The sequence below is a fragment of the Acidovorax sp. 99 genome, assembly GCF_003096455.1.
Taxonomy (GTDB): Bacteria; Pseudomonadota; Gammaproteobacteria; order Burkholderiales; family Burkholderiaceae_C; genus Acidovorax; species Acidovorax delafieldii.
Genome location: NZ_QEKU01000001.1, coordinates 2,857,043 through 2,883,993, shown reverse-complemented (window position 1 = coordinate 2,883,993; position 26,951 = coordinate 2,857,043). Strand labels below are relative to the sequence as shown.

At 66.0% G+C, this 26,951-nt stretch carries 23 protein-coding genes and 1 pseudogene; 7 read left to right on the top strand and 17 right to left on the bottom strand.

Annotated elements, in window-relative coordinates; genetic code table 11:
• Positions 1–13: 13 nt before the first annotated feature.
• Together C8C95_RS13465 and C8C95_RS13460 are read left to right on the top strand one after the other, a co-directional pair.
• Positions 14–1,030: a lysylphosphatidylglycerol synthase domain-containing protein gene (locus tag C8C95_RS13465; protein ID WP_116748912.1), complete on the top strand. Its 1,017-nt coding sequence runs from the start codon at positions 14–16 to the stop codon at positions 1,028–1,030.
• A gap of 201 nt (positions 1,031–1,231) precedes the next feature.
• Positions 1,232–2,950, top strand: a complete 1,719-nt coding sequence (locus C8C95_RS13460; protein ID WP_116748911.1) for an NAD(P)/FAD-dependent oxidoreductase — start codon at positions 1,232–1,234, stop codon at positions 2,948–2,950.
• Between the two features lie 34 nt (positions 2,951–2,984).
• Here the strand turns inward: C8C95_RS13460 and C8C95_RS13455 are convergent, their stop codons facing one another.
• Positions 2,985–4,328 carry an amidohydrolase gene (locus C8C95_RS13455; RefSeq protein WP_056059323.1) on the bottom strand — a complete coding sequence of 448 codons (1,344 nt, stop codon included), beginning with the start codon at positions 4,326–4,328 and terminating at the stop codon, positions 2,985–2,987.
• 122 nt (positions 4,329–4,450) lie between these two features.
• Here C8C95_RS13455 and C8C95_RS13450 point away from each other — a divergent pair, with 122 nt between their 5' ends.
• Positions 4,451–5,515 carry a helix-turn-helix domain-containing protein gene (locus C8C95_RS13450; RefSeq protein WP_116750283.1) on the top strand — a complete coding sequence of 355 codons (1,065 nt, stop codon included), beginning with the start codon at positions 4,451–4,453 and terminating at the stop codon, positions 5,513–5,515.
• Positions 5,516–5,534: 19 nt separating this feature from the next.
• On the opposite strand, the gene C8C95_RS13445 is transcribed toward C8C95_RS13450, so the two are convergent.
• The 6 genes from C8C95_RS13445 to C8C95_RS13420 form a co-directional block, all read right to left on the bottom strand.
• Complete coding sequence (locus C8C95_RS13445; RefSeq protein WP_116748910.1) at positions 5,535–7,109, bottom strand: methyl-accepting chemotaxis protein; 1,575 nt, start codon at positions 7,107–7,109, stop codon at positions 5,535–5,537.
• A 229-nt stretch (positions 7,110–7,338) separates the two neighbouring features.
• Positions 7,339–8,217 (bottom strand): protease HtpX, encoded by an 879-nt coding sequence (htpX, locus tag C8C95_RS13440; RefSeq protein ID WP_056745306.1) that lies wholly within the window; start codon positions 8,215–8,217, stop codon positions 7,339–7,341.
• A gap of 186 nt (positions 8,218–8,403) precedes the next feature.
• Complete coding sequence (locus C8C95_RS13435; protein ID WP_116748909.1) at positions 8,404–9,177, bottom strand: DUF3025 domain-containing protein; 774 nt, start codon at positions 9,175–9,177, stop codon at positions 8,404–8,406.
• The gene (gene pyrC, locus C8C95_RS13430) at positions 9,162–10,202 is read right to left on the bottom strand and encodes a dihydroorotase (RefSeq protein WP_116748908.1); all 1,041 of its coding nucleotides are present in this window, start codon (positions 10,200–10,202) and stop codon (positions 9,162–9,164) included. The genes C8C95_RS13435 and pyrC overlap by 16 nt, the downstream gene beginning before the upstream one ends.
• Positions 10,203–10,332: 130 nt before the next feature.
• Positions 10,333–11,322: a tripartite tricarboxylate transporter substrate binding protein gene (locus C8C95_RS13425; protein ID WP_116748907.1), complete on the bottom strand. Its 990-nt coding sequence runs from the start codon at positions 11,320–11,322 to the stop codon at positions 10,333–10,335.
• Between the two features lie 65 nt (positions 11,323–11,387).
• Positions 11,388–12,569, bottom strand: coding sequence for a M20 family metallopeptidase (locus tag C8C95_RS13420; protein WP_116748906.1), 1,182 nt, complete (start codon positions 12,567–12,569; stop codon positions 11,388–11,390).
• Between the two features lie 98 nt (positions 12,570–12,667).
• On the opposite strand from C8C95_RS13420, the gene C8C95_RS13415 reads away from it, so the two are divergent.
• Positions 12,668–13,588 (top strand): MurR/RpiR family transcriptional regulator, encoded by a 921-nt coding sequence (locus C8C95_RS13415; protein ID WP_116748905.1) that lies wholly within the window; start codon positions 12,668–12,670, stop codon positions 13,586–13,588.
• Positions 13,589–13,675: 87 nt separating this feature from the next.
• Here the strand turns inward: C8C95_RS13415 and C8C95_RS13410 are convergent.
• From C8C95_RS13410 to C8C95_RS13380, 7 genes and pseudogenes are all read right to left on the bottom strand, one after another.
• Positions 13,676–14,904: pseudogene (locus tag C8C95_RS13410) on the bottom strand (IS3 family transposase).
• Positions 14,905–15,034: 130 nt separating this feature from the next.
• A complete protein-coding gene (locus C8C95_RS13405; RefSeq protein WP_056059339.1) occupies positions 15,035–15,772 on the bottom strand; it encodes an amino acid ABC transporter ATP-binding protein in 738 nt (245 codons plus the stop codon).
• 40 nt (positions 15,773–15,812) lie between these two features.
• Complete coding sequence (locus C8C95_RS13400; RefSeq protein WP_056059987.1) at positions 15,813–16,478, bottom strand: amino acid ABC transporter permease; 666 nt, start codon at positions 16,476–16,478, stop codon at positions 15,813–15,815.
• Position 16,479: 1 nt separating this feature from the next.
• Positions 16,480–17,238 (bottom strand): amino acid ABC transporter permease, encoded by a 759-nt coding sequence (locus tag C8C95_RS13395; RefSeq protein ID WP_056059340.1) that lies wholly within the window; start codon positions 17,236–17,238, stop codon positions 16,480–16,482.
• Positions 17,239–17,346: 108 nt separating this feature from the next.
• Positions 17,347–18,246, bottom strand: a complete 900-nt coding sequence (locus C8C95_RS13390) for an amino acid ABC transporter substrate-binding protein (protein WP_056745312.1) — start codon at positions 18,244–18,246, stop codon at positions 17,347–17,349.
• A 117-nt stretch (positions 18,247–18,363) separates the two neighbouring features.
• Positions 18,364–19,260 carry an amino acid ABC transporter substrate-binding protein gene (locus C8C95_RS13385; RefSeq protein ID WP_056059343.1) on the bottom strand — a complete coding sequence of 299 codons (897 nt, stop codon included), beginning with the start codon at positions 19,258–19,260 and terminating at the stop codon, positions 18,364–18,366.
• Between the two features lie 181 nt (positions 19,261–19,441).
• A complete protein-coding gene (locus tag C8C95_RS13380; RefSeq protein WP_056745314.1) occupies positions 19,442–20,374 on the bottom strand; it encodes a LysR family transcriptional regulator in 933 nt (310 codons plus the stop codon).
• A 217-nt stretch (positions 20,375–20,591) separates the two neighbouring features.
• Between C8C95_RS13380 and C8C95_RS13375 the strand changes: the two genes are divergently transcribed.
• The 3 genes from C8C95_RS13375 to C8C95_RS13365 are packed head-to-tail and all read left to right on the top strand — an operon-like array spanning position 20,592 to position 23,526.
• Positions 20,592–21,155 carry a TRAP transporter small permease gene (locus C8C95_RS13375; protein ID WP_056059347.1) on the top strand — a complete coding sequence of 188 codons (564 nt, stop codon included), beginning with the start codon at positions 20,592–20,594 and terminating at the stop codon, positions 21,153–21,155.
• On the top strand, positions 21,152–22,450 hold the full coding sequence (locus tag C8C95_RS13370) for a TRAP transporter large permease (RefSeq protein WP_056059349.1): 1,299 nt from the start codon (positions 21,152–21,154) through the stop codon (positions 22,448–22,450). Before C8C95_RS13375 ends, C8C95_RS13370 begins: the two co-directional genes overlap by 4 nt.
• Positions 22,451–22,488: 38 nt before the next feature.
• Positions 22,489–23,526: a DctP family TRAP transporter solute-binding subunit gene (locus tag C8C95_RS13365; protein ID WP_099731254.1), complete on the top strand. Its 1,038-nt coding sequence runs from the start codon at positions 22,489–22,491 to the stop codon at positions 23,524–23,526.
• Positions 23,527–23,703: 177 nt separating this feature from the next.
• Here C8C95_RS13365 and C8C95_RS13360 read toward each other — a convergent pair whose 3' ends face one another.
• The 3 genes from C8C95_RS13360 to C8C95_RS13350 form a co-directional block, all read right to left on the bottom strand.
• On the bottom strand, positions 23,704–24,036 hold the full coding sequence (locus C8C95_RS13360) for a nucleotide pyrophosphohydrolase (protein WP_108498499.1): 333 nt from the start codon (positions 24,034–24,036) through the stop codon (positions 23,704–23,706).
• A gap of 73 nt (positions 24,037–24,109) precedes the next feature.
• Positions 24,110–25,042: a 2-hydroxyacid dehydrogenase gene (locus C8C95_RS13355; protein ID WP_116750282.1), complete on the bottom strand. Its 933-nt coding sequence runs from the start codon at positions 25,040–25,042 to the stop codon at positions 24,110–24,112.
• A 43-nt stretch (positions 25,043–25,085) separates the two neighbouring features.
• Positions 25,086–26,942 (bottom strand): ABC transporter ATP-binding protein/permease, encoded by a 1,857-nt coding sequence (locus C8C95_RS13350; RefSeq protein ID WP_116748904.1) that lies wholly within the window; start codon positions 26,940–26,942, stop codon positions 25,086–25,088.
• Positions 26,943–26,951 lie beyond the last annotated feature (9 nt).

The window sequence follows — 26,951 nt, the reverse complement described above, 5'->3', positions numbered from 1 at the left end:
ACAGGCACACACCATGGCCACCCCCACGCTGCACGCGGACACCCAGGTGGGCAGCAACCGGCACACCACCAGTGGCTGGCGCCACTGGTCACAGCAGGTCTGGTGGCCCTGGCTCACGCGGGGGGTCGCCATCGCCTTCTTTGCGGTGGTGGCCGCGCTGATCTTTCGGCAGGCGCGCACGGTGGACTGGCCCGCCGTGCTGCAGGCGCTGCGCGACCTGCCCACCGCCGCACTGGCGCTGGCAGGCGCACTGGCGCTGCTGAGCCACTTCACCTACGGCAGCTTTGACTGGGTGGGCCGCCATTGCAGCGGTCACCGCCTGCCGCGTGGTACCACGCTGGCCATCGCCATGACGAGCTACCCGTTCACGCTCAATCTGGGCTCGCTGATCGGGGGCGTGGGCGTGCGCTACCGGCTGTATGCCCGGCGCGGCGTGGACCCCGGCACCATCGGCCAGGTGGTGGGCACCAGCATCGTGACCAACTGGATGGGCTACCTGCTGCTGGCCGGGGTGTTGGCGTGGATTTGGCAGCCGCCAGCGGTGGCCGGGTGGGCGGTAGCGCCCTGGCAGTGGCGCCTGGGCGGCACGGTGCTGGGCTGCTTGCCGCTGGTTTACCTGGCACTGTGCGCAGTGCGCAGAGGCCGCGCAATCACGCTGCGGGGCCACGCTTTTCCACTGCCGCGCTGGCCCGTGGCGCTGTGGCAAATCGCGGCATCGGCCACCAACTGGATGCTGATGGGCGCCGCACTGTGGACGGTGTTGCAACACCAGGTGCCCTACCCCGCCGCCCTGGCCACCGTGCTGCTGGGGGCCGTGGCCGGGCTGGTGCTGCGCATGCCTGCAGGCCTGGGCGTGCTGGAGGCCATGGGCGTAGCGCTGCTGGCCACCGACGCACTGGGGCAGGAACAGGTGCTGGCGGCACTGCTGGCCTACCGGGCGCTGTACTACTTTGGGCCGCTGGTGCTGGCGGCCTTCGCACTGGGTGTGGCCGAGCTGCGCTGGCGCCAGCGGCCTGCCCAGGAAGCCTAAACACGTCCTGACAACAAAAATTCAGCCAAAACTGCCGAATGCGCTAGTGCAACATGCCTTGATTGCTATCATTTTTATATAGATAGCGCCTCCCACACCCCGGCCGCGTAGGCCGGCGGGGTTCCGCCCGCTGCGCAGACCCCGTATCATCCCGGCCCCACGCCATTGCTTTTCGCCCGATCGACACGGGCCCGCAAGACCATGATCCGACTCTCCGAAATCCGGCTGCCGTTCACCGCTGCCGAAGCCCCCGAGGCGCCCCTCCGCGCCGCCGTCACCCACATCCTGGGCATCTCCGACGCCGACATCGCCCACCTGCACGTTTTCAAGCGCAGCTTTGACGCCCGCAAGGCCGACCTGCTGGCCGTCTACATCGTGGACGTGACGCTGGCCCAGCCCGAGCGCGAGGCCGCGCAGCTGGCCCAGTTTGCAGGCAACCCGCACATCCAGCCCACGCCCGACATGGCCTGGCACCCCGTGGGCCAGGCGCCTGCCAACCTACCCCTGCGCCCGGTGGTGGTGGGCTTTGGGCCCTGCGGCATTTTTGCGGCGCTGGTGCTGGCGCAAATGGGCTTCAAGCCCATCGTGCTGGAGCGTGGCAAGACCGTGCGCGAACGCACCAAAGACACCTGGGGCCTGTGGCGCAAGCGCGAACTGCATGCCGAAAGCAATGTGCAGTTTGGCGAAGGCGGCGCAGGCACCTTCAGCGACGGCAAGCTCTACAGTCAGATCAAAGACCCGCGCCACCTGGGCCGCAAGGTGATGAACGAGTTCGTCAAAGCCGGTGCGCCCGAAGAAATCCTGTACGTCGCCCACCCGCACATCGGCACCTTCAAACTGGTCAAGGTGGTGGAAAACCTGCGCGAGCAGATCATTGCGCTGGGCGGCGAGATCCGCTTTGAGCAGCGCGTGACGGACGTGATCATCGAAGGCCAGGGCGAGCAGCGCCACCTGCGCGGCCTCCAAGTGCTGAACCAGGCCACGGGCGAGACCACCGAGCTGCGCGCCGACCACGTCGTGATGGCGCTGGGCCACAGCTCGCGCGACACCTTTGCCATGCTGTACCAACGCGGCGTGGCCATGGAGGCCAAGCCGTTCTCCATCGGCTTTCGCATTGAGCACCCGCAGGGCGTGATCGACCGCGCCCGCTGGGGCCGTCACGCGGGCCACCCCCTGCTGGGCGCAGCCGACTACAAGCTGGTGCACCACGCCGCCAATGGCCGCGCGGTGTACAGCTTCTGCATGTGCCCCGGTGGCACGGTGGTGGCCGCTACCAGCGAACCCCACCGCGTGGTGACCAACGGCATGAGCCAGTATTCGCGCAACGAGCGCAATGCCAATGCGGGCATGGTGGTGGGCATCGACCCCCGCGACTACCCGCAGGACGCGCAGGCGTTTGAAACCCACCTGGGCCAGACCTATGGCGTGGAAGCCCTGCCCGCCGGGCAGTTCCACCCCCTGTCGGGCAGCGTGCTGCAGCGCCAGCTCGAATCGAATGCGTTTGTGCTGGGCGGCCGTGACTACAGCGCACCGGGCCAACTGGTGGGCGAGTTCATTGCGGGCAAGCCTTCGACCCAGCTGGGCAGCGTGGAGCCCTCGTACAAGCCCGGCGTGGCCCTGGGCGACCTGCACGCCGCCCTGCCCGGCTATGCCATCGAGGCGCTGCGCGAGGCGCTGCCCGTGTTCGGCCGCAAGATCAAGGGCTTTGACATGCACGACGCGGTGCTGACGGGTGTGGAGACACGCACCTCGTCGCCGCTCAAGATTGGCCGTGGCGACAACTTGCAAAGCCTGAACACGCCGGGCCTGTACCCGGCGGGCGAAGGCGCCAGCTACGCGGGCGGCATTCTGTCCGCCGGCGTGGATGGCATCAAGGTCGGCGAGGCCGTGGCCCGCAGCCTGCTGGGCGCAACGGGCTGACCTGCCTCCTGGCGGAGCCGGCCCGTGGCACCGCTTACTTGCGCTGCAAAAAGTCCACGGCCAGCGCCGCCAGCGAGCGGGCGCCCACGGGCAACTGGTCTTCGTCGATGTCGAACAGCGCAGAGTGGTTGGGCGGGGCCTTGGCAAAATCCTTGCCCTTGGGTGGCGCACCCAGGAAGTAGAAGAAGCCCGGCACGACCTTCTGGAACTCCGAGAAGTCCTCCGACCCTGCCACCTTCGGGATCACCATGGTCTTGCCGCCCATGGCCAGGTTCAGCGCGGGCAGCGAGGCCTGCGTGAGCGGCGCGGGGTTGGTGGTCACGGGGTAGGCCACGGGGCCAAAACGCACGCTGGCCTTGGCACCGCTGGCGGCGGCAATCGACTCGGCCGTGGTGGTGATGCGCTTGAGCGCTTCCTGGCGCATGTCTTCGTCAAAGGTGCGCAGCGTGCCCATCATCTCCACCTTGTCGGGGATGATGTTGTAGCGTGTGCCGCCCTGGATCTGGCCGATGGTGACCACCGCCGGCTCCTGGCTGATGTTGAGCTGGCGGCTCACCACGGTCTGCAGGCCCATCACCACCTGGCTGGCGGCCACGATGGGGTCGATGGTGGCCCAGGGCGACGAGCCATGGCCGCCACGCCCTTCCACATGGATGGTGATGTTGTCCGACCCGGCCATCAGCGGGCCGCTGCGGTAGCCCACCACGCCGCCTGGCAGGTTGGAGGTGATGTGCAGCCCGTAGATGGCCTGCACGTCCTTGAGCGCACCGGCTTCGATCATGGCCTTGGCGCCGAAGCTGGGCACCTTGCCGTTGGCGTCGGGCTCCACAGGCGCGCCCTCTTCGGCGGGCTGGAAGATGAACTTGATCGTGCCGGGCAGCTGCGCCTTCATGCCCGCCAGCACCTCGGCCGCGCCCATCAGCATGGCGGTGTGGGCGTCATGGCCGCAGGCGTGCATCACGGGCACTTCCTTGCCCAGGTAGTTGGCCTTGGCCTTGCTCGCAAACGGCAGGCCGGTGTTCTCGGGCACGGGCAGGGCATCCATGTCAGCGCGCAGGGCCACCACCTTGCCGGGCAGGCCCCCCTTGAGCGTGCCCACCACGCCGGTGCCGCCCACGCCGGTCTGCACGTCCATGCCCAGCTTCTTCAGGTGCTCGGCCACGAGCTTGGCCGTGCGCACTTCCTGGCCCGAGAGTTCGGGGTGGGCATGGATGTCGCGGCGCCAGTTGACCATCTTGGGCGCCACGGCCGTCACGGCGGCATCGATGGCCTGCAGGCCGGCGGCGTCCAGGGCCTGGGCCTGGGCGGACGATGCGAACGTCAGCCCGCTGAGAAGCAGGCCGGTGGCCAGCGAGATGGCAGAGAGGGGTTTGTGCATGAGACAGATCCGTGCAGGAAGTGAAAACAAAAAGGAACGCGGCAAAAAGCGCACGTTCATGCTAAGAGCCCACCCCACGCTGCAGACAAGCGAAAATGGCCATCCACAGAGCCAATACCGCCATGCCCCGTTCTTCTGTCCCCTCTGCGACGGCGCCGGTTTTTCGCATCGACATCCCGCTGCTGCCCGAATCGGCGGTGGGCAACGCACTGCAGTTCATCGACCTCTTGCGCAGCGCCAATCTGCTGGCCGGCTTGCGGGGCGGCGCTGGCTCGCCCCGCCTGGCCTGGCGGCTGCTGGATGCCCAAGGCCAGCCGCTGGCGCACCAGCCGGGCCCGCTGGCGGCCTACACGCAGCCCACGGCGGCACCTGCCGAGGGGCCTGCATTCGCCTGGTTCATTCCCTCCTTCCACGCCGCCGACATCCCCGCCATCCGCAGCGTGGCGTCGCGCCACCGCGCCCTCTCGCGCCAGATCGGCATTGCGCTGGATGCCGGGCACAAGGTGCTCACCGTCGGCAACGGGGCCTGGCTGGCGGCGCAGAGCGGGCGCCTGCAGGGCCGCCGCTGCGGCCTGCCGTGGTTCTACCTGGCCGGGTTTGAGCGCGACTTTCCCGACATCGACCTCGATGCAGGCCACGACCTGACCGATGACGGCCCCTGGCTCAGCTGTGCGCTGCCCCACAGCCTGGGAGAAATGGCCATCGCCCTGGTGCGCCACGCACTGGGTGACGCGCTGGCCCAGACCTGCGCCAGCGTGCTGCGGCCCGACCACGAACGCGCCCGGGCTGCGCTGCAGGCCAACGCGCAGCAACACATCCCAGCGACGCGCGACAGCACCCTGGCCCGCGCCATGGCCTGGATGGAGACCCATCTGGACGAGCCCTATTCGCTGGCCCGGCTGGCCGAGGCGGCGGCGGTGAGCCCGCGCACTTTGCTGCGGCACTTTCAGCTGGAGCTGTCGCAGTCGCCGCTGGACCACCTGCACAGCCTGCGCTGCGCACGCGCCAAGGTGCTGCTGGAGGTGACGCTGGAAAGCGTGCCCAGCATTGCCACGGCCTGCGGCTATGCCGACCCGGCGGCGTTCCGGCGCATCTTTGTGCGCTACACCGGCATGGCGCCGGGGGAGTACCGCAAGCGCCACGCCTTGCGCGCGCCGCGAAGGCGCTGGCGGGTGGATCTGACGTGAAAGCCCGGTGTACTCTCGCCTAGCGAGGCAGCGCGTTGCCCGAAGGCAGGCGAAACGCCTCCACCAGCTCGGCCAGCTGCTGCGCTTGCACCCGCAGCCCCTGCGCGGCGGCCGAGGACTCCTCCACCAGTGCGGCGTTCTGCTGCGTCATCTGGTCGAGCTGCGAGACCGCCTCACCCACCTGGCTCAGGCCCGTGGTCTGCTCGCGCGCCGCAGTGCTGATCTCGCCAATGATGGTGGCCACCTGCTGCACCGAGTTCACGATCTCGCCCATGGTGCCGCCTGCCGCGTGGACCAGCTGGGTGCCTTCGTCCACCTGCCGCACGCTGTCGCTGATGAGGCCCCCGATCTCCTTGGCCGCCGTGGCCGAGCGCTGGGCCAGGCTGCGCACTTCGCTGGCCACCACCGCAAAGCCACGGCCCTGCTCACCAGCACGGGCTGCCTCCACGGCCGCATTCAGCGCGAGGATGTTGGTCTGGAATGCAATGCCATCGATCACGCTGGTGATGTCGGCAATGCGGCGCGACGACAGTGCAATGCCGTCCATGGTGCCCACCACGCGGTCCACCGCCTCGCGCCCGCGCTGGGCCACGCTGCTGGCGCCAGTGGCCAGGGTGCTGGCCTGCGCAGCCGCGTCGGCGCTGTGGCGCACGGTGGCCAGCAGCTCCTCCATGCTGGCGGCGATCTCTTCGAGGTTGGAGGCGGTCTGCTCGGTGCGGGCCGACAGGTCGCTGTTGCCTGCCGCGATCTCGCTGCTGGCACCGGCCACCGAGGTGCTGGCCTGGCGCATGCCCACCACCAGCTCGGCCAGCCGTGCCTGCATGCCCCCCAGGCGCGCCAGCAGGGCCTGCAGCTCGTCGCGGTTGCCCGCCTGCGGCGCGGGCACGGGAGAGGTGAGGTCGCCTTCGGCAATGCGGTCGGTCACCTCGGACGCATGGGCCAGGGGCTGCAGGATGGAGCGCGACAGCAGCCAGGCGCAGGCCAGGCTCAGCAGCAAGCCCACCAACGAGCCCGCCGCCAGCAGCGTGATGCCCTGGCTTTCGCTGCGGGCGGCAGCGGCTCGCGCTTCGGCCACACGCTGGCGCTGGTATTCGGCCAGCTTGTCCACGGCAGCGGCGTAGGCGTCTGCCGCAGGACGCAGCTGCTTGGCAATGGCGTCGGGCGGCAAGGCCTCGCCCGCCTTGCGGCGCTTGACGAGGTCGTCCCGCACCGTGCGAAAGCCGTTGCCGGCCTTGTCGATGGCATCGAACAAGGCCTGCGATTCCGGGTCTGCCGCCAGCTCGTCCAGGCGCTTGCGCACTTCGGACGAGCGGGCCGAGGTGGTCTTGCGGTCGGCGTCGATGCGCGCCGCGTAGTCGGGGTTGTTGTCGATCTCCAGCAGCGTTTCGGCGCGGGCGGAGCTGAGCACCACGATGGCGTGCAGCTCCCGCGCCAGCAGCGCGCGCTCGGACGACGCACCGCCCAGGTCGTCCGCAATGTCCTGCAGCCCGGCCAGCCGCCAGATGCCCACCGCCGCCGACAGGGACATGACGAGGCAGACCACACCAAAAGCCAGGGCCAGGCGGACAGCAACACGTGCGTGGGAGATGGACATGGGAGGCTCTCGTGAGGGTGAATGGGGCAACGCGGGACAGCGGCTGGGGGTGGCAGGCGTTGGGAATGTATCGACAAAAGGTTACAAGTCCTTGAGCCGGCCCACAACAGGCCACACCCTGCCGGAGCGCCAAAGCAACAGCCGCAACGCAACAACAAAAAGGCCGCCACAGTGCAAGACTGTGGCGGCCCTCGGTGCCGATCAGGCGTTGCGCCTGAGGCGGTTCGGGTTATTGCTGCTGTGCGTTCTGCAGCGCAGCAATGCGCTCTTCAATGGGCGGGTGGGTGCTGAACAGCTTGCCAATGCCACCGGCGATGCCCATGGCCGCCACGCTCTTGGGCAGCTCGCCGGGGTGCATGCCACCCAGGCGGGCCAGCGCGTTGATCATGGGCTGGCGGCGGCCCATCAGCTGGGCTGCGCCCGCGTCGGCGCGGAACTCGCGCTGGCGGCTGAACCAGGCCACGATCATCGCGGCCACAAAGCCCAGCACGATGTCGAGCACGATGGTGGTCACGTAGTAGCCGATGCCAGGGCCCGAGCTGTTCTCGTCGTTCTTGCGCAGGAAGCTGTCCACCGCGTAGCCGATGACGCGCGACAGGAACACCACGAAGGTGTTCATCACGCCCTGGATCAGCGTCATGGTCACCATGTCGCCGTTGGCGATGTGGGCCACTTCGTGGCCGATCACGGCCTCGACCTCGTCGCGGGTCATGCCCTGCAGCAGGCCGGTGGACACCGCCACCAGGGCGGAGTTCTTGAACGCGCCCGTGGCAAAGGCATTGGGGTCGCCTTCAAAGATGCCGACTTCGGGCATGCCGATCTGGGCCTGGTCGGCGAACTTGCGCACGGTCTCGACGATCCAGCGCTCGTCCGGCGAGCCGGAGCCGTCGATCACGCGCACACCCGAGGTCCACTTGGCCATGGGCTTGCTGATGAGCAGCGAGATGATCGCGCCGCCAAAACCCATGATGAGCGCAAAGCCCAGCAGCGCGCCCAGGTTGAGCCCGTTGGCCGTGAGGTAGCGGTTGACGCCCAGCAGGCTGGCCACCACCCCCAGCACGACAACGACGGCCAGGTTGGTCATCACAAACAAAAGGATCCGCTTCATGGAATGGTTTCTCCGTGGGGTAAACAACAACGAGTGTTTGCTGGCTCAGATGGGGGCCGGGGGCGCCGCTTCAAGCGCCAGTCTCCAGGCGGCGAGGCCGTGGCAGCCCCCCATGGCCGCGATTTCATCGCGCTATGGTAGGTGCAAACCCCGGCCGGGGCCTTATCACACAAGCCTTGGCGGGAATTACGAAACCGCCGCGGCCCGCAAGGGCCGGAACACCTGCGCATCGGCATAGAAGCCCGGCGCTGCATTGGCCGGCCACCAGCCGGGCACGCCCAGCACCGGCAGCGGCGTGAAGGGCTTGCTGGACCATGCCGAGGCCTCCACCTGCCCTGCCAGCCACGCATCCACCTCCGCTATGGAATCAATAGCTGCCGGCGCATGAAATACGTGCGCCACCATGGGTTTTCGCGGAAAAACCAGCTTTTCGAGCAGTGCGTGCCCAAACAGCACCAGCCGGGCCTGGCCCCACAGCGGGCGCAGGTCGATGAACAGGCGCTGCCAGTCCCTCGCCCGGAGCGCATCCCACAGGGCATCCGGCGCCTGCAGCAGCGCGCCGTTTTCATCAAACACCGTGAGTGCATCGCGCAGCGGTCCGCGCACGGCCTGCACGCCATCGGCGGCGATGGCCTGGGCCTGCAGCTGGTTCAGGCGCCGCTTGGTGTGCGGAAACCGCAGCCAGACCAGGCCGTTGAAAAAGTCGTGCAGGTTGTCGCGCGTGGGCACGCGGCGGGTGTCCCAGATGTACTGCTCGTAGGCGGTGCCTTCGGGCAGCGCGGACTGGGGCACAAAGACCACGGGAGCACCCTGCGGCGCTGCGGTCTGCAATGCCTGGTGCACCGATGGGTCATCCTGCAACAGCTGCTGGGCCAGGGGTTGGCCCAGGCCGCGCCACGGCGCCAGCCAGGGGGCGCTCCAGTCGATGGCGTCGAAGGGCGGACTTACACCAGCCGCCACGGCAGGGCTTCACCGGCGCGCAGGGGCTTGAGTTCGGCCTCGCCAAAGGCAAAGCTGTCGGGCGGTGTCCACGACTCGCGGCGCAGGGTGATGGTGCCGGTGTTGCGTGGCAGGCTGTAGAAGTCCGGGCCGTGGAAGCTGGCAAAACCTTCGAGCTGGTCGAGCGCGCCCGCGTTGTCGAATGCCTCGGCATACATCTCGATGGCGGCGTGGGCGGTGTAGCAGCCCGCGCAGCCGGTGGCGTGCTCCTTGAGGTGCGCCGGGTGGGGTGCGCTGTCGGTGCCCAGAAAGAACTTGCTGCTGCCGCTGGTGGCGGCCTGCACCAGGGCCACGCGGTGCGTTTCGCGCTTGAGCACGGGCAGGCAGTAGTAGTGGGGCCGCACGCCGCCGATGAAGATGGCGTTGCGGTTGTACAGCAGGTGGTGCGCGGTGATGGTGGCGGCCGTGAAGCGGTCGGCCTGCATCACGTAGTCGGCCGCGTCCTTGGTGGTGATGTGCTCGAAGACGATCTTCAGCTCGGGGAAGTCGCGGCGCAGCGGGATGAGTTGCTGCTCGATGAAAACGGCCTCGCGGTCGAACAGGTCGATGTCGCTGCTGGTCACCTCGCCATGCACCAGCAGGAGCATGCCGGCCTTCTGCATGGCTTCGAGCGTTTTATAGGTCTTGCGGATGTCGGTCACGCCCGCGTCGCTGTTGGTGGTGGCGCCTGCGGGGTAGAGCTTGCAGGCCACCACGCCAGCGGCCTTGGCACGCGCGATTTCTTCGGGCGGCAGGTTGTCCGTCAGGTACAGCGTCATCAGCGGCTCGAACTGCATACCGGCGGGCACGGCAGCCAGGATGCGCTGCTTGTACGCCAGGGCCTGCTCGGCCGTGGTGACCGGTGGGCGCAGGTTGGGCATGATGATCGCGCGGCCGAACTGGGCGGCGGTGTGCGGCACGACGGTGTGCAAGGGCTCGCCGTCGCGCACATGCAGGTGCCAGTCGTCGGGGCGGGTGATGGTGAGGGTTTGGGGGGCTGCAGTCATGGGTGTGATTGTCCCATTGTGGGCAAGAGGCTCCCAAACGCTCTCATTTTCATAGCTGTCGAGGCATATGAACGTAGCGCTACCGAGCAAAATCGCTCAAAACCGGCGCGCTACGGGCAGGTGGACCGGTTTATTCGGCGGTGATGCCCGCGCGTTTGACGACTGCACCGAACTTCACCATGCGGTCGGCCATCATCTTTTCGAACGCAGCGGGCGGCATCTCTTCCGGCACGATCACGCCACGGTCCTTGAGGTTGGCCACCATGGCGGGCGACGTGGCCACCTGGCGCACGGCCTTGTACAGGGTCTGCACCACAGACTCGGGCGTGCCGGCAGGGGCTGCCAGACCGGTCCAGGAGGTAAGGTTCAGCTCGGGGTGGCCCACCTCGGCCATGGTGGGCACGTCCGGCAGCTGCGGCAGCCGCTGGTCGGCGGCCACGGCCAGGGCGCGCACCTTGCCCGCCTGGATGTGCGGCAGCATGATGACCAGGTTGTCGAGGATGAACTGCACCTCGTTGCCCAGCACGCCCGTGATCAGCGGCGTGCCCCCACGGTAGGGAATGTGCGTGGTGAACACGCCCGTGGAGACCTTGAGCATTTCCACATTGAGCTGGCCCATGCTGCCCACGCCGCCGCTGCCGTAGTTGAGCTTGCCGGGGTTCTTCTTGGCGTAGTCGATGAACTCCTTGAAGGTCTTGAACGGCAGGCTGCTGTGCACCACCAGGGCATTGGGCTGGCGGCCCAGGAGGGCGATGTTTTCAAAGTCCTTGATGGGGTCGTAGCCGATCTTGGGCTGGGTCAGCGGGTTGGCCAGGTGGCTGCTTTGCGACGAGACCACCAGGGTGTAGCCGTCGGCCTTGGAGCGCGCCACATACTGCGCGCCCACCGAGCCCCCGGCGCCAGCGCGGTTTTCCACCACGATCGGCACGCCCAGCACGCGCGACAGCGGCTCGGAATACTGGCGCGCCATGATGTCCACCGACCCGCCGGGCGGGAACGGCACCACCAGCGTGATGGGACGCGAAGGGAATTTGTCCTGCGCCAGGGCGGGCAATGCAGCAAGGCCCGCGAGGCCCAGGCCAGTGGTCAGGAGATGGCGGCGGGAAGTGGTGGCGGTCATGGCAGTCAAGGAACTCAGAAAACGGGTCAAAACAGGTCCAGCAGGTCCAACAGGAACGAAAAGAATCAGGGGTGTGCCAGCACGGCCAGTGCCACGGCTTGTGCGCGGGGCACGAAGGTGGACAGCTCGCAGTACTCGCGTTCGGTGTGCGGGTGGCCGCCCACGGGGCCGGTGGCGCATAGCGTGGGCACGCCCACCGAGGCGGTGAGGCCGCTGTCGGCCGCGCCGCCGGTGAACTCACCTTGCACCTCAAAGCCCAGTGAACGGGCGCCCTGCTGGTACAGCGCCAGCAGGTAGTCGGGCGTGGGCTTCATGGGCAGGGAGCGGCGCGTGGTGGTGATGCGGCCCTGGGTGCGGGGCACGGACTCTTCTTCGACGATGGCGCGCACGCGCTCCAGCAGGTCGTCGGGGTTGGTGTCGGCCGTGAAGCGCAAGTCCACCTCGGCACGCGCGTGAGGGGCCACCATATTGGGCACGATGCCGCCCTGCACCACGCCCACGTTGCAGGTGATGCCCATGGCAGTGTCGGTCAGCGCGTGCAGCGCCAGGGTCTTGCGGGCCAGGGCTTCGATGGCACTGGCGCCAGCGGCGTGGTTGATGCCTGCATGCGCGGCCACGCCCTGGACCTCGAACTCCACCACCATCGAGCCCTTGCGGCTGGTGACCACGTTGCCGCTCACGCGGCCGGGCTCGGCATTGAACACCGCACGCGCGCCCCGCACGCGGGCCATGATGAGGTCACGCGTGGCGGGCGAGCCGACCTCTTCGTCGCACGAGAAGAACAGGTGCAGCGGGGCCTTCAGCCCACCGCAGCGAGCAAGGGCCTCGGCGACAAACACGTTGAGCACCAGGCCCGACTTCATGTCGGCCACGCCGGGACCATAGGCGCGCCCCGCTTCCTCGCGGTAGGGGCGCTTGGCCACCGTGCCATCGGGAAACACCGTGTCCATGTGCCCCATGAGGATGATGGGGGCGCCGCCGGTGTCCGTACCTTCCGCAGGCTTGACCTGCGCGTGCAGCAGCACGCCATAGCCAGGCACGGGCTCGAACTGCACGGGCACACCGGCCGCCTGCAGGCGCTCGGCCAAAGCATGCGCCACCGCCGTCACGCCCGCTTCATTGCGGCTGCCGCTTTCGATGTTGACCACTTTTTGCAACAGGTCTTGCATGGCCTGCTGCTGCCGGGCCAGCCAGTCCAGCACCTGAGCATGCACCGGCAGTCGGGTTTCGTTCGAGGTATTGAGCATCTTTGTCCTTGGGCAATGCCGGGTGGGGGCAAAATTTGGGTCGCAGTGTTGCATGCGACTCCAGGTTTTGCAACGTATTTTGCACGATTGAGTATTTTATGAAATCATCATTGCAAGAAACCACCGCCTTGCTGACGGAGCGGCTGGCCCGCCAGGATGCCGACCTGACCGCGAGCGAACGTGCATTGGCCGAGGCGCTGGGGCGCGACTACCCCCATGCCCTGCTGGAGTCCGCCACCGCCCTTGCTGCGCGCACAGGCACCAGTGCATCGACCGTGGTGCGGCTGTTTGCCAAGCTGGGCTACGGCAGCTATGCCGAGGCGCAGCGCGAGGCACGGGCCGAGGTCACCGCCCTGCTGCAAACGGCCGGGCAGCGCGCCCCCGTCACCATCGGCACCCGGCGCAGCCTGCAGCAGTGCGTGGACGATGCACTGCTACACGACCAGCACAACCTCACCACCACACGCGACGGACTGGACATGGTGGCCTTCGAGGCCATGGTGGCGCGCATCGCGCAGGGCAAGGGCCGCATTTTTGTGCTGGCGCAGATCAACAGCGCCCCGGTGGCCGCCTGGCTGGCGCTGCACCTGAACATGTGCCGCCCCGGCGTGCACGAGCTGGGGGCTGGCGCCGTGGACGCCACCGATCAGCTGCTGTGGATTCAGCCTGAGGACGCCCTGCTGGTCTTCAGCATTCGCCGCTACGCGAGCGGGCCGGTGAAAGTGGCGCAGCGCTTTCGCGACGCGGGCGCCCAGGTGCTGGCCATCACCGACAGCGCCGCAGCGCCCTTGGCCGCGTTGTCTCACCACCGGCTGCAGGTGCGCACGTCCAACGCGTCGCCGTTTGACTCGTACACCGCCGCGTTCTTCCTGTGCAATGCGCTGGTGTCGGCCGTGGCGCAGCTGCGGCACAAGGCGGTGTCCGAGGCGCTGAAACGGCGCGACGACCTGTGGACGGATTTTGAGTCCCAGCTCATCGTGGAAGGCCCCTCGCCAGCCAGTCGGCGGAGCAAGCGCTAGCCTGCGCGCAGCAGACGTTCAGCCCTGGGTGGATTGACCCGTCCTGAATAGCGTTGACACCCAGGACGGTTTAAAACTCCAGCCGGACTATCCGGCCAACGACGCCCGATGCACCGCATCGGGCGTTTGCATTTTCAGCGATAGGTGTGGCCGCTCGCAGTTGTAAATGCGCACCGACTGCTCGACCATGCGTCTGGCCTGGGCGAGATCCGCAGGGCGCTGCAACAAGAGCTCGGTCTTCAGAATGCCGTTGACCCGCTCGGCCAGCGCGTTCTGGTAGCAGTCGTAGCCGTCCGTCATCGAGCAGATCACGCCATGGCGCTTGTGCAGGGCCTGGTAATACGTCGAGCAGTACTGGATACCCCTGTCGGAGTGGTGCACCAGCTGCCGACTGCTCTGTCGCCCCAATAGCGCCATCTTCATGGCCTGCGCCACCTCCTCGGTCTGCAGGCTCTCATGCACGTGCCAGCCGACGATCTTTCTGGAATAAGCATCCGTGACCAGGCTCAGGTAAACAAACTTGCCGTGTGTGGGCAAGTAGGTGATGTCTGCTACCCAGACCTGTTCGCTGGCGCTGGCGCGAACCTGCTGTGGCCCGGCTTTGAGCAGGTTGGGGTGGCGCCTGAAGCGGTGGTGGCTGTCGGTCGTCTTGTGGTACGCCCGCCGGGGCGCCACCAGCAGCCTGGCGTTGCGCAGGACGTCGAACATTGCATCGCGGCCCAAGTCGATGCCTCAGCGCTGCAGCGGCTCCTGCAGCAGGTAGTGCAGCTTACGCGTGCCGATGCGTGGCCGACGCATGCGCTGCTCGCGCACCAACTCCACCACCGCCTGCGCGTTCGCGAGGCGATCGGCCTGGCGGCGCCTGCCCTGGTAATACGCCTGCCGGCTATGGCCCATGTGCTGGCAAGCCCTCTTCACGCTCAACCCTGTGACAAGGTTTTGCGCGAGGACTTGCCCAAAGGCTTTTTTACGACGCGCACCCCGTAGTCCTTGCGCAGCACGTCGATGACGGCTTCGAATAGCCTGGCCTTCTCCTGCGCCTGTGCGAGCTGCACCTGCAGGGCCTTGATCTGCTGCTCGGGCGTGAGAGCCCCAGTGTTCTTCTTGTCTATCGGCATGGCTGCAGATGATGCCGCAGGACTCCAGCCCAGGCGACCGTGCTTGCGCAGCCAGACCAGAACCGTCGAGCGGCCCTGGATACCGTAGCGCTGCTGCGCCTGTTTGTACGTGAGCTCGCCTTTTTCCACCTGCTCCACCGCCGCCAACTTAAAGGCCAGTGTGTAGTCGCGCTGCGTGCGTTTGACACTTGATTCCATGACACATGCCCTTTTTGAAAGGTCCATGTGTCAACGCCGGGTAGGACGGGTCAGATCCATGAAAAAAGCGCTCCGTAGAGCGCTTTTTTTGTAGCCCCCAACCCTTGCGGCACGGGGGTGCAGGCACCGTTCAGTGCTGCAGGATCTTATTGAGGAAGTCCTTGGTACGCGGCTGGCGTGCGTCGGGGTTGTTGAAGAAGTCGTCCTTGGAGCAGTCTTCCAGGATCTTGCCGCCCACGTCCATGAAGATCACGCGGTTGCTCACCTTGCGGGCAAAGCCCATTTCGTGGGTCACGCACATCATGGTCATGCCTTCGTTGGCCAGGCCCACCATCACGTCCAGCACTTCGCCGACCATTTCGGGGTCGAGCGCGGATGTGGGTTCGTCGAACAGCATCACGATGGGGTCCATGCTCAGCGCGCGCGCAATGGCCACGCGCTGTTGCTGACCGCCCGAGAGCTGGCCGGGGAACTTGTCCTTATGGGCGATCAGGCCCACGCGCTCCAGCATCTTGAGGCCGCGCTTCTTGGCGTCGTCCGCGCTGCGGCCCAGCACCTTGATCTGCGCAATGGTCAGGTTGTCCGTCACCGACAGGTGGGGGAACAGCTCGAAGTGCTGGAACACCATGCCCACGCGGCTGCGCAGCTTGGGCAGGTTGGTGCTGGGGTCATGCAGCTTCACGCCATCGACCGTGATCTCGCCCTTCTGGAAGGGTTCGAGCGCGTTGATGGTCTTGATGAGTGTGGACTTGCCAGAGCCCGAGGGCCCGCAGACCACAACCACTTCACCCTTGTTGATGGTGGCCGAGCACTCGTTGAGCACCTGCACCGGGCCATACCACTTGGATACGTTTTTGAGTTCGATCATTTCTTTTTCCTCAATCCAATCTCTTTTGCACCAGCCTCGATCAGCGGATGATCGCGATCTTCTGGTGCAGGCGCTTGACCGCCCAGGACAGCGCATAGCACATGATGAAGTACAGAACCGCAGCGGCCAGGTACGCCTCGATCGGACGACCAAAGTTCTTGCCCGCCACTTCAAAGCCCTTGAGCATGTCGTAGGCGCCAATGGCATAAACCAGCGACGTGTCCTGGAACAGGATGATGGTCTGGGTGAGCAGCACGGGCAGCATGTTGCGGAACGCCTGGGGCAGCACCACCAGCTTCATGTTCTGGCCGTAGGTCATGCCCAATGCCTGGCCGGCGTACACCTGGCCGCGTGGGATGGACTGGATGCCAGCGCGCATGATTTCGCTGAAGTACGCTGCCTCAAAGGCAATGAAGGTGATGACTGCCGACACTTCCGCGCCAATGGGGCGGCCGATGATGGCGGGCACCAGCAGGAAGAACCACAGGATCACCATCACCAGCGGAATGGAGCGCATGCCGTTGACGTAGATGGTGGCGGGCACATCCAGCCACTTCTTGCCCGACAGGCGCATGAGTGCCAGCACGGTGCCGAACAGCACGCCCCCGATGGTGGCCACCAGCGTGAGGATCAGGCTGAAGTACAGCCCCTTGAGCACGAAGTTGGAGATCAGGTCCCAGTTGTAGAAGGAGAAATCGAGATTCATATCAATGCCCCCCTCCGGCCGCGCCACTCACGACCATGCCAGGGATGCGTGCGCGTTTTTCAATGAAGGCCATGATGCGGTTGATCGCAAACGCCGAGATGATGTACAGCGTGGTCACCGCCAGATAGACCTCGATGCCGCGCGAGGTTTCTTCCTGCGCCTGCATGGCGAACATGGTGAGTTCGGCCACCGACACGGCAAACGCCACGGACGAGTTCTTGAAGATGTTCATCGTCTCGCTGGTCAGCGGCGGAATGATGATGCGAAACGCCATGGGCAGCAGCACATAGCGGTAGGTCTGGAAGGTGGTGAAACCCATGGCCATGCCGGCATACCGCTGGCCGCGTGGCAGGGCCTGGATGCCCGAACGCACCTGCTCGGCGATACGTGCCGAGGTGAAAAAGCCCAGCGCCAGCACCACCAGCGCAAAACCGGGAACGCCCCGCAGCACCGGGAACAGGCTGGGCAGCACGTGGTACCACAGGAAAATCTGCACCAGCAGCGGAATATTGCGAAACAGCTCGACCCAGGCATTGCCCAGCCGAACGATCATCGGGCGATCCTGCAAGGTGCGCAGCGTACCGATGAATGAACCCAACACAAGCGCCAGCAGCAAGGCCAGCAGCGAAACGGACACCGTCCAGCCCCAGGCCGACAGCATCCAGTCCAGGTAGGTGATCTCGCCGCCTTTGCCAAAGCAGCCCTGCACCACATCCCGGTCCATGGTGTCCTGGCAGAACACCTGCCAATCCCAACTCATAGGAGCACCCCTTTAATTTTTGGTTTTGCGCTGGGGGACCCACTGGGCCGACCCAACAAAAAAGCCCCTTCAAACCAGCTGGCCGAAGGGGCACAAGCGTTGCAGAGCTTACTTCTTGGCGTAGTCTTCCATGGGCTTGTCGTTAGGCGATGCCCAGGCTGCCTTGGTAGCGTCGGACATCGGCAGGCCGATCTTGGTGTTGGTCGGTGGCACGGGTTGCATGAACCACTTGTCGTACAGCTTGGCCAGCGAGCCGTCGGCGATCTGGCGCTTGATGGAGTCGTCCACAGCCTTCTTGAACGCGGGGTCGTCCTTGCGCAGCATGCAGGCGATGGGTTCCACCGACAGCACTTCGCCCACGATCTTGTAATCGGCAGGGTTCTTGGACTTGGAGATGTTGGCAGCCAGGATGGAGCCGTCCATCACGAACGCGTCAGCACGGCCGGTTTCCAGCATCAGGAAGCTGTCGGCGTGGTCCTTGCCGAACACTTCCTTGAAGTCGATGCCGCCAGCACGTTCGTGCTTGCGCAGGGTCTGCACGGAGGTCGTGCCGGTGGTGGTGGCCACGGTCTTGCCGTTCAGGTCCTTGATCGAGGTGATGCCCGAGTTGGCCTTCACCACGGTGCGCACTTCTTCCACATAGGTGGTCACGGCAAACGCCACGTCCTTTTGGCGAGCAGCGTTGTTGGTGGTGGAGCCGCACTCCAGATCCACGGTGCCGTTGGTCACCAGCGGAATACGGTTTTGCGAGGTCACGGGCTGGTACTTGATATCCAGCTTGGGCAAGCCCAGTTGCTTCTGGATGTCGTGCAGAACGATCTCGCCCATTTCGGTGTGGAAACCCACGTACTTGCCGTTGCCCAGCGTGTACGAAAGACCTGAAGACTCGCGCACGCCCAGCGTCACGCTGCCGGAGGCCTTGATCTTGGCCAGAGTGTCATTGGCCTGGGCAAATACGCTGCCTGCAGCCAAGGCGGTCACGGCAACCGCGAGCAAATGTTTCTTCATAGGGATCTCCTTGTGTTGAAAACGAAAAAGGGGGGGATTTTAGAGACAGGGGCCAGCCGGGGGTAACCGGTCAGGACCGCACTCCAAAAAGGGGTAGCACGCAACCAGGGATATTAGTCAGAACGGGACCTGGTCGGTAGGGTATTTCCAGAAGTCGCGCAACAAGTAACTGACCGGCAGGCTCAGCACGGTGTTGTTGGGCGGAATGGCCTTGTTGAACCACTTGTCGTAAATCGGGTAAATCTCGCGGCTGGTAATCAGGCGGCGCATTTCCTCGTCCACCAGCTTTTTGAACTCAGGGTCGTTCTTGGGCAGCATGATGGCCAGTGGCTCGGTGGTCATGAAGCGGCCCACCACCTTGAGCGCCTTGGGGTCGGGCCGCCCGGCCGCCAGGCCGTACAGCAGCACGTCGTCCATCACAAACGCATCGGCCTCACCCTTCTCGACCATCTCGACCGCCTTGGCATGGTCGGGTGCCTCGACGATGGTGATGCCCATCAGGCGCTCGCGGTTGGCTTGGTCGGCCGCCTTCAGGGGCGTCGTGCCCTTGGTGGACACCAGCTTCTTGCCGTTGAGATCCTCCACCCTGTCGATGGTGCTGGAGGACTTGACCAGCAGCCGCGCGCCGGTGATGAAGTGGGGGATGGTGAAGGCCACCTTCTGGCGCCGCTCGGCGTTGTTGGTGGTGGAGCCACACTCCATGTCGGCCTTGCCCTGCTCGATCATGGCGATGCGGTTGGCCGGCGTGACAGGCACCAGCTCGATCTCCATGTCCTTCTTGCCGGTCTTCTTGCGCACCAGCTCGGCCATGCGCAGGCACAGGTCCAGCGCATAGCCCACGGGCTTGCCCGACTGGCTGTCGATGTACGAGAAAGGCACCGAGGATTCACGGTAGGCAATGACCAGCTTGCCACCGCCAGCCACGCGCTCCAGCACGCTGGCCTGCGCAGACGCACCGACCGCACAGCACAGTGCTGCGAGGCCCCAGGCCAATCCCCAATGCTGAACTTTCATACGATGCCTCTGTGAAGGAATGAACCGGGTTTGCAATCTTCGTGCCACCGTGGGGCCCTGCCAAGGCACACGCTGCTATCCACCGATCCGGCGATGGCGCAGACTGTACGTGTCGTTACGGTGAAATTCCAATGCCGTTTGCGCGCACAACTATGCAAAGTGTTTATGTCCGTATTTACCCTTAGCATGAGGCCGCTTGGGCCTGCAGGTAGGTCCACAGCGCCTGCGCCGTGCCTTTGGGGGTGTCCTTGCCATTGGGCTTTTCGCGGTAGGCACGCACATCCATGGTCATCTGCAGGCCTTCGGTATCGGGGGGCGCGGCGCTGACTAGGCGGCGCGAGCGCAGCTCCTTCTTCACGGCGCTGTGGGGCAAGAAGGCCACGCCATGCCCTTCCAGCGCCATGGCCTTGAGGCCTTCGGCCATATCGGTCTCGTACACGCGCTCCAGGTGAATGGGCGTCTGCGATTGTTTGAGGATGAGTTCGGTCACCCGCCCCAGGTAGGCGCCGGGCGCATAGCCCAGGTAGGGCAGCGGCTGGCCTGCGCGACCGGGCAGGCGGTGCACGGGCTGGCCATCGGCGTCGGCCTTGCTGTAGGGCGACAACACTTCCTGACCCAGGCTGACCATTTCATACCGATCGGCATCGAGCTGAAAGGGCTGCGAGGGGTGGTGGTAGGCGATCAGCAGGTCGCACCCGCCTTCGACCAGGCGCATCACCGCGTCGTGCACATTCAGCGCAATCAGGCGGCTTTTGAACGGGCCGAACTTGTCGTGCAGGCTGGACACCCAGGCCGGGAAGAACGTGAACGCTAGCGTGTGGGGCACGGCGAACTCGATCATGTCCTTGCCTGCGCTGGTGTGCGCGCGCAGCATGGCACGCGTGTTCTGCAGCGACTGGAGCATTTCCAGGGCCTGGTCGTACAGGGTCTTGCCGGCCGGGGTCAGCCGGGTGGGGTAGGAGCTGCGGTCCACCAGATCGGTGCCGGCCCAGGCCTCCAGCGCCTGGATCCGCCGCGAGAACGCGGGCTGGGTCACATGCCGCAGCTGCGCTGACCGGCTGAAGCTGCGGGTTTCCGCAAGACTGACGAAATCTTCAAGCCACTTGGTTTCCATCGGCGCATTATCCGCGCGCGGGCTGGAGCCTGCTGGCCGCAGGCATGAGGGTTTACACAGTGCGGACGCGGCGCACCAATGGTGTGCATGCATAGCAACCCATCGCATAATAGAAAGCGGCGCCTACAGCGCTCCGCGTCGAGGCCCCTGGTGCACAACACTGCCGGGCAGGGCGACCCGCATGCTCCCGTGTTTGTTCTCCTCCTTCCCCTGCCCCATGTCCTCCTCCTCCCCCCAAGGGCCTGCGACCGACGCACTGCCCGGCGCCGCGAGTCCCGAGGCCGAGCCCCGCTCGCTGCGCCTTGAAGACTGGCTCACCGTCATCGTCATGGCGGCCCTCGCACTCATCACATTTGCCAACGTGCTGGTGCGTTACTTCACCAACTCCTCGTTCGCCTGGACCGAAGAAATCTCGGTGTTCCTGATGATCGCGCTGGCGCTCATCGCAGGCTCGGCCGCCGTGGCACGTGACCAGCACATCCGCATCGAGTACTTTGCCGAGGGCGGCTCTGCCCTGCGCAGCAAGCGCCTGTCCATGCTGGGCGCGGCCACTGTGGCCCTGCTGTTTGGCGTCATCGCCGTCCTGAGCGTGCGCGTGGTGTGGGACGACTACAGCTTTGGCGAAACCTCCCCCGGCATCGGCGTGCCGCAGTGGTGGTATTCAATCTGGCTGCCCGTGTTCTCTGCGCTCATCACGGCACGCGCCATTGGGCTGTTCATCCGCCGCAGCCGCGGCGCGGTCAGCGATGCCGCCCCGGCGCACAAGGATGCGCAACCATGATCGCCACGCTGCTGTTTGTGGCCTTTCTGGGCCTGATGTTTGTGGGCGTGCCGATTGGCGCCGCGCTGGGCCTGGCCGGTGCCGCCGCCATCGCGCTGGCCAATGCCGACAGCCAGTGGTTCGGCCTGCTGGCCGTGCCGCAGAACTTCTACGCCGGGCTGGGCAAGTACCCGCTGCTGGCCATCCCCATGTTCGTGCTGGTCGGCTCCATCTTCGACCGCTCGGGCGTGGCGCTGCGCCTCGTGAACTTCGCCGTGGCCATCGTCGGGCGTGGCCCGGGCATGCTGCCTCTGGTGGCGATTGCCGTGGCCATGTTCCTGGGCGGCATCTCGGGCTCGGGCCCGGCCAATGCCGCTGCTGTGGGCGGGGTGATGATCGCGGCCATGTCGCGCGCGGGCTACCCGCCCTCGTTCTCGGCCAGCGTGGTGGGGGCCGCTGCGGCCACGGACATCCTGATCCCGCCCTCGGTCGCGTTCATCATCTACTCGGTGCTGGTGCCGGGCGCCTCGGTGCCCGCGCTGTTTGCGGCCGGAATGATCCCGGGCATCCTGGCGGGCGTTGCGCTGATCGTGCCCGCCGTGTGGATGGCGCGCAAGCACAAGATGGGCGCGCTCGAAGCCACCATGCCCCGCCCCCCATTCTGGAAGAGCCTGCGTGAGGCCACCTGGGGCCTGGCCGCGCCAGTGCTGATCCTGGGCGGCATGCGGGCCGGTTGGTTCACGCCGACGGAAGCCGCCGTGGTCGCGGTGTTCTACGGCCTGTTCGTGGGCATGGTGATCCACCGCACGATTTCTGTGCGCGACCTGTTCCCCATCTTGCGCGAATCGGGCGAGCTGTCGGCGGTGATCCTCATCGTGGTGTCGCTCGCGGGCATCTTTGCGTATTCACTCTCCACGTTGGGCGTGATCGACCCGGTGGCCAACGCCATCGTGAATTCGGGTCTGGGCGAGTACGGCGTGCTGGCGCTGCTCATCGTGCTGCTCATCACCGTGGGCATGTTCCTCGACGGCATCTCGATCTTCCTGATCTTCGTGCCGCTTTTGTTGCCCATCATGCAGCACTACCAATGGGACCCCGTATGGTTCGGCGTGATCCTGACCCTCAAGGTGGCGCTGGGCCAGTTCACCCCGCCGCTGGCCGTGAACCTCATGGTGTCGTGCCGCATTGCCGGTGTGCGCATGGAATCCACCGTGCGCTGGGTGGGCTGGATGTTGTTTGCCATGTTCCTCGTGATGGTGGCCGTGATCGCCTTCCCGCAACTGGCCCTGTGGCTGCCCGCCAAGCTGGGCTACTGACCCCTTGCCGACGAATTTCTAACCAGGAGACTGAAACAATGAAACTGCGCACCTTCCTCACTTCTGCCGTGGCCGCTGCCGCCGCCCTCGCCTTCACCGCCCCAGCCGCCATCGCGCAGACCGCGTACAAGAGCGAGTACCGCATGTCGCTGGTGCTGGGCACGGCCTTTCCCTGGGGCAAGGGCGGCGAGCTGTGGGCCAACAAGGTGCGCGAGCGCACCCAGGGCCGCATCAACATCAAGCTCTACCCCGGGGTGTCGCTGATCCAGGGCGACCAGACGCGCGAGTTCAGCGCCCTGCGCCAGGGCGTGATCGACATGGCCGTGGGCTCCACCATCAACTGGTCGCCCCAGGTCAAGCAGCTCAACCTGTTCTCGCTGCCCTTCCTGTTCCCCGACTACGCTGCCGTCGATGCCGTGACGCAAGGCGACGTGGGCAAGCAGATCTTCACCACGCTGGAGAAGGCAGGTGTCGTGCCGCTCGCCTGGGGTGAGAACGGCTACCGCGAAATCTCCAACTCCAAGCTGGCCATCAAGAGCCCCGCCGACCTCAAGGGGCTGAAGATCCGCGTGGTGGGCTCGCCCCTGTTCCTGGACACCTTCACCGCGCTGGGCGCCAACCCCACACAAATGAGCTGGGCCGACGCGCAGCCCGCCTTTGCCAGTGGCGCCGTGGACGGCCAGGAAAACCCCATCGCCGTGTACCAGGCCGCCAAGCTGCATACCGTGGCGCAGAAGCACATCACCATGTGGGGCTACGTGAACGACCCGCTGGTGTTCGTGGTGAACAAGGACATCTGGGCTTCGTGGACCCCTGCAGACCGCGAGATCGTGAAGCAGGCCGCCATCGACGCCGGCAAGGAAGAAATCGCCATCGCCCGCAAGGGCATGGTCGAGGCCGACAAGCCCCTGCTCAAGGAAATCGCCGCCAACGGCGTGACCGTCACGCAGCTGTCCGCCGCCGAGCGCGACGCGTTCGTGAAGGCCACGCGCCCCGTGTACGAAAAGTGGAAGGGCCAGATCGGCGCCGACCTCGTGGGCTCTGCCGAGAAGGCCATTGCTGCACGCAAGAAGTGACCCTTGAATGGGCCCGTCCGTCACCGGTGCGAGCAATCGCCCGGTGTTTGCCAAAGCCCCGCCATGGCGGGGCTTTTTGTTGGGCGTGCGCGAAAGCGACAGCTGGGGACGCGCCCGCGATTTCACTATCCATTTGATAGCATCCAAGGCATATTGCACTAGCGCTACCAGCCACTTTCACTTTAAACCATCGGGAACTGGGTGCTTGACCGCGTTTTTGCGCAGCTTGTGCTCCACGGCCTCGGCCAGGTCCACGCCCGCGTGGTCCGCGAGCTGCAGCAGGTACAGCAGCACGTCGGCCACCTCATCGGCAATGGGCTCCTTCAGCGCCGGGTCCTCACGCACGGCGAGCGACTGTTCCGGCGTCATCCACTGAAAGATCTCCGCCAGCTCGGCCGCCTCGACCATCAGCGCCATCGCCAGGTTCTTGGGGGTGTGGAACGGCTGCCACTGCCGCTCCGCAGCAAACGCGCGCAACCGGGTCTGCAGCGCCGTCAGATCGACAGACATTCCATTGCTCCTGATTCAATAGCTAACAGCGCATATTCCACTGGCGCTATCGACCTGCACAACCCCAAACCGGTCACACCGGCGTGACCGGCGCCTCACCCGCCAGATGGCGCCGGGCGTTCTCCATGAACCGGTCCACCGAGGCCTGAACGGCCTCGGGCGACCAGCCCGCCACATGGGGCGTGAGCACCACGTTGTCCAGGTCCAGCAGCTCGGCCGGAGGGGCGGGCTCGCTCTCGTACACATCCAGCCCTGCGGCAGCAATGCGGCCGTCGCGCAGCGCGGCGGCCAGGGCGGTGGTGTCGATCACGCTGCCGCGTGCGATGTTGACCACCACGCCCCGCGCGCCGAGCGCCGTCAGCACGTCTGCGTTGACCAGGTGCTTGGTGCCCGCACCGCCCGGCGTGGCGACCACGAGGAAGTCCGCCCATTCGGCCAGCGCGGTGACATCGGCAAAGTAGCGGTAAGGCACATCGGTGCGTGCACTGCGGTTGTGGTAGCCCACCTCGATCTCGAAGCCCAGCGCGCGCTGGGCAATCTTCTTGCCGATGGTGCCCAGGCCGATGATGCCCAGGCGCTTGTACGACACGTTGGGCGGCAACGGCAAAGCGGTGCGCCAGACGCCTGCGCGGGTGGCCTTGTCCAGCGGCAGGATGCGGCGCTGTGCGGCAATCAGCAGGCCCCAGGTGTGGTCGGCCACACAGTCGTCGTTGGTGCCCGCACCCGTAGCCACCACGATGCCCCGGGCCTTGGCGTAGTCCACCGCCACGTTCTCGTAACCGGCGCCCAGCGCGCAAATGAGGGTGAGCGCGGGCAGCGCATCGATCTGCGCCGGGCTCAGGCCCACCGCACCGATGGTGAGCACCACACGCACGCGGCTGCCGTGCTGCGCGATGGCGGTGGCGGCCTGCGGCGCGTCAGGGGCGTAGATCACTTCAAAGGTCTGGGCCATCTGGGCGATGTGCTCTTCAGACAAAAACATGAGGGCGAGAATGACGGGCTTCATGGATGACAAATCGCGAAACAAATGAAAGAGAGAAAGACGCTGCTCAAGCGGCGGCATCACTTTGCTGGAGCGACCACATGCTGGCGTAGCGGCCACCCAGGGCCAGCAGCTGCGCGTGTGTGCCGCGTTCGATGATGCGGCCCGCGTCCATGACCAGGATCTCGTGCGCGTCCACCACCGTGGACAGGCGGTGGGCAATCACCAGCGTGGTCTTGTTCTGCGCCACACCCTGCAGCTCGGCCTGGATGGCGCGCTCGTTGGCGGAGTCCAGCGCGCTGGTGGCTTCGTCAAAGATCAGGATGGGCGGGTTCTTGAGCAACGTGCGCGCAATCGCCACGCGCTGCTTTTCACCGCCCGAGAGCTTGAGCCCCCGCTCGCCCACCATGGTGGCGTAGCCCTTGAGCGTGCTGGCGATGAAGTCGTGGATGCGCGCGGCGCGGGCGGCGGCTTCGATCTCTTCCTGCGTGGCACCGGGGCGGCCGTAGGCGATGTTGTAGGCCACGGTGTCGTTGAACAGCACCGTGTCCTGCGGCACGATGCCAATGGCCTGGCGCACGCTGGCCTGCGTCACGCTGCGGATCTCCTGCCCCGCAATCGTGATGCGGCCCTGCTGGATGTCATAAAAGCGAAACAGCAGCCGCGCCAGCGTGCTCTTGCCCGAGCCCGAAGGCCCGACCACCGCCACGGTCTTGCCCGCCGGAATCTCGAAGCTGACACCGTGCAGGATGGTGCGCCCATCCTTGGGATCGTAGGCAAACACCACATCCTCGAAGCGCACGGTGGGCTGGTCCAGCCCCGCCAGCGGCTGGGCGCCAGGGGCGTCGGCCACCTCGCGCTCCTTGTCCATCAGCGTGAACATCTTGTCCAGGTCGGTCAGGCTCTGCTTGATCTCGCGGTAGATCACGCCCAGAAAGTTGAGCGGGATGTACAGCTGGATCATGAAGGCATTGACCATGACCAGGTCGCCCAGCGTCATGCGGCCATCGACCACGCCCTGCGTGGCGCGCCAGAGCATGGCCACCAGGCCCACGGCAATGATGAGCTGCTGGCCGGTGTTGAGCAGGGACAGCGTGGTCTGGCTTTTCAGCCGCGCACGGCGCAGGCGCTCCAGGCTTTCGTCATAGCGGCGGGCCTCGAAGCCTTCGTTGTTGAAATACTTCACCGTCTCGTAGTTGAGCAGCGAATCCACGGCCTTGGAATGCGCGGCCGAGTCGAACTCGTTGGCCTCGCGGCGGAACTGGGTGCGCCACTCGGTCACCAGCACCGTGAAGAGGATGTACAGCGCCAGCGCCGCCAGCGTGATCCACGCAAACCAGGCGTCGAACTTGATGGCCAGCACCGACAGCACCAGCACCACCTCAACCAGGGTGGCGACCACGTTGAACAGGGTGAACGAGATCAGCGACTCGATGCCGCGCACACCGCGCTCGATGTCACGCGTCATGCCACCCGTCTGGCGCTCCAGGTGAAACCGCAGGCTCAGGGCGTGCAGGTGCTCAAAGGTCTGCAGCGCAATCGAGCGCGCTGCGCCCTGCGTGGCCTTGGCAAACACCAACTCGCGCAGTTCGGTGAACAGCGAGGTGGACAGCCGCAGCGCGCCGTAGGCCACCAGCAGCCCCACCGGCACCACCAGCAGCGCGGCGGGGTCGCCCGGCTTCAGGCTCATGGCATCGACCAGCGTCTTGAGCAGGATGGGCACGCCCACGTTGGCGAACTTGGCGCCCACCATGAAGACGATGGCGGCTATCACGCGCCATTTGTATTGCCACAGGTAGGGCAGCAATCGGTGCAGGGTGACCCAGTCCGACTGGACCGGTGCGGGACTGGCGGCCGTGCCACTGGCGGTGGCACCGGGCGCGCTGGCGGCGGCAGGGGGGGAGGTTTCGCCGTGGTGGCGCATGGGGGACAA

Excerpts from the sequence above, each read along its gene's own strand:
- C8C95_RS13365 (WP_099731254.1), top strand. The coding sequence starts at position 22,489 with ATGAAACTGCGCACCTTCCTCACTTCTGCCGTGGCCGCTGCCGCCGCC.
- C8C95_RS13400 (WP_056059987.1), bottom strand. The coding sequence starts at position 16,478 with ATGAATCTCGATTTCTCCTTCTACAACTGGGACCTGATCTCCAACTTC.
- htpX (WP_056745306.1), bottom strand. The coding sequence starts at position 8,217 with ATGAAGCGGATCCTTTTGTTTGTGATGACCAACCTGGCCGTCGTTGTC.
- C8C95_RS13460 (WP_116748911.1), top strand. The coding sequence starts at position 1,232 with ATGATCCGACTCTCCGAAATCCGGCTGCCGTTCACCGCTGCCGAAGCC.
- C8C95_RS13390 (WP_056745312.1), bottom strand. The coding sequence starts at position 18,246 with ATGAAGAAACATTTGCTCGCGGTTGCCGTGACCGCCTTGGCTGCAGGC.
- C8C95_RS13380 (WP_056745314.1), bottom strand. The coding sequence starts at position 20,374 with ATGGAAACCAAGTGGCTTGAAGATTTCGTCAGTCTTGCGGAAACCCGC.
- C8C95_RS13445 (WP_116748910.1), bottom strand. The coding sequence starts at position 7,109 with ATGTCCATCTCCCACGCACGTGTTGCTGTCCGCCTGGCCCTGGCTTTT.
- C8C95_RS13395 (WP_056059340.1), bottom strand. The coding sequence starts at position 17,238 with ATGAGTTGGGATTGGCAGGTGTTCTGCCAGGACACCATGGACCGGGAT.
- C8C95_RS13360 (WP_108498499.1), bottom strand. The coding sequence starts at position 24,036 with ATGTCTGTCGATCTGACGGCGCTGCAGACCCGGTTGCGCGCGTTTGCT.
- C8C95_RS13370 (WP_056059349.1), top strand. The coding sequence starts at position 21,152 with ATGATCGCCACGCTGCTGTTTGTGGCCTTTCTGGGCCTGATGTTTGTG.
- C8C95_RS13375 (WP_056059347.1), top strand. The coding sequence starts at position 20,592 with ATGTCCTCCTCCTCCCCCCAAGGGCCTGCGACCGACGCACTGCCCGGC.
- C8C95_RS13415 (WP_116748905.1), top strand. The coding sequence starts at position 12,668 with ATGAAATCATCATTGCAAGAAACCACCGCCTTGCTGACGGAGCGGCTG.
- C8C95_RS13420 (WP_116748906.1), bottom strand. The coding sequence starts at position 12,569 with ATGCTCAATACCTCGAACGAAACCCGACTGCCGGTGCATGCTCAGGTG.
- C8C95_RS13455 (WP_056059323.1), bottom strand. The coding sequence starts at position 4,328 with ATGCACAAACCCCTCTCTGCCATCTCGCTGGCCACCGGCCTGCTTCTC.
- C8C95_RS13385 (WP_056059343.1), bottom strand. The coding sequence starts at position 19,260 with ATGAAAGTTCAGCATTGGGGATTGGCCTGGGGCCTCGCAGCACTGTGC.
- C8C95_RS13425 (WP_116748907.1), bottom strand. The coding sequence starts at position 11,322 with ATGACCGCCACCACTTCCCGCCGCCATCTCCTGACCACTGGCCTGGGC.
- C8C95_RS13405 (WP_056059339.1), bottom strand. The coding sequence starts at position 15,772 with ATGATCGAACTCAAAAACGTATCCAAGTGGTATGGCCCGGTGCAGGTG.
- C8C95_RS13350 (WP_116748904.1), bottom strand. The coding sequence starts at position 26,942 with ATGCGCCACCACGGCGAAACCTCCCCCCCTGCCGCCGCCAGCGCGCCC.
- C8C95_RS13465 (WP_116748912.1), top strand. The coding sequence starts at position 14 with ATGGCCACCCCCACGCTGCACGCGGACACCCAGGTGGGCAGCAACCGG.
- pyrC (WP_116748908.1), bottom strand. The coding sequence starts at position 10,202 with ATGACTGCAGCCCCCCAAACCCTCACCATCACCCGCCCCGACGACTGG.
- C8C95_RS13450 (WP_116750283.1), top strand. The coding sequence starts at position 4,451 with ATGCCCCGTTCTTCTGTCCCCTCTGCGACGGCGCCGGTTTTTCGCATC.
- C8C95_RS13355 (WP_116750282.1), bottom strand. The coding sequence starts at position 25,042 with ATGAAGCCCGTCATTCTCGCCCTCATGTTTTTGTCTGAAGAGCACATC.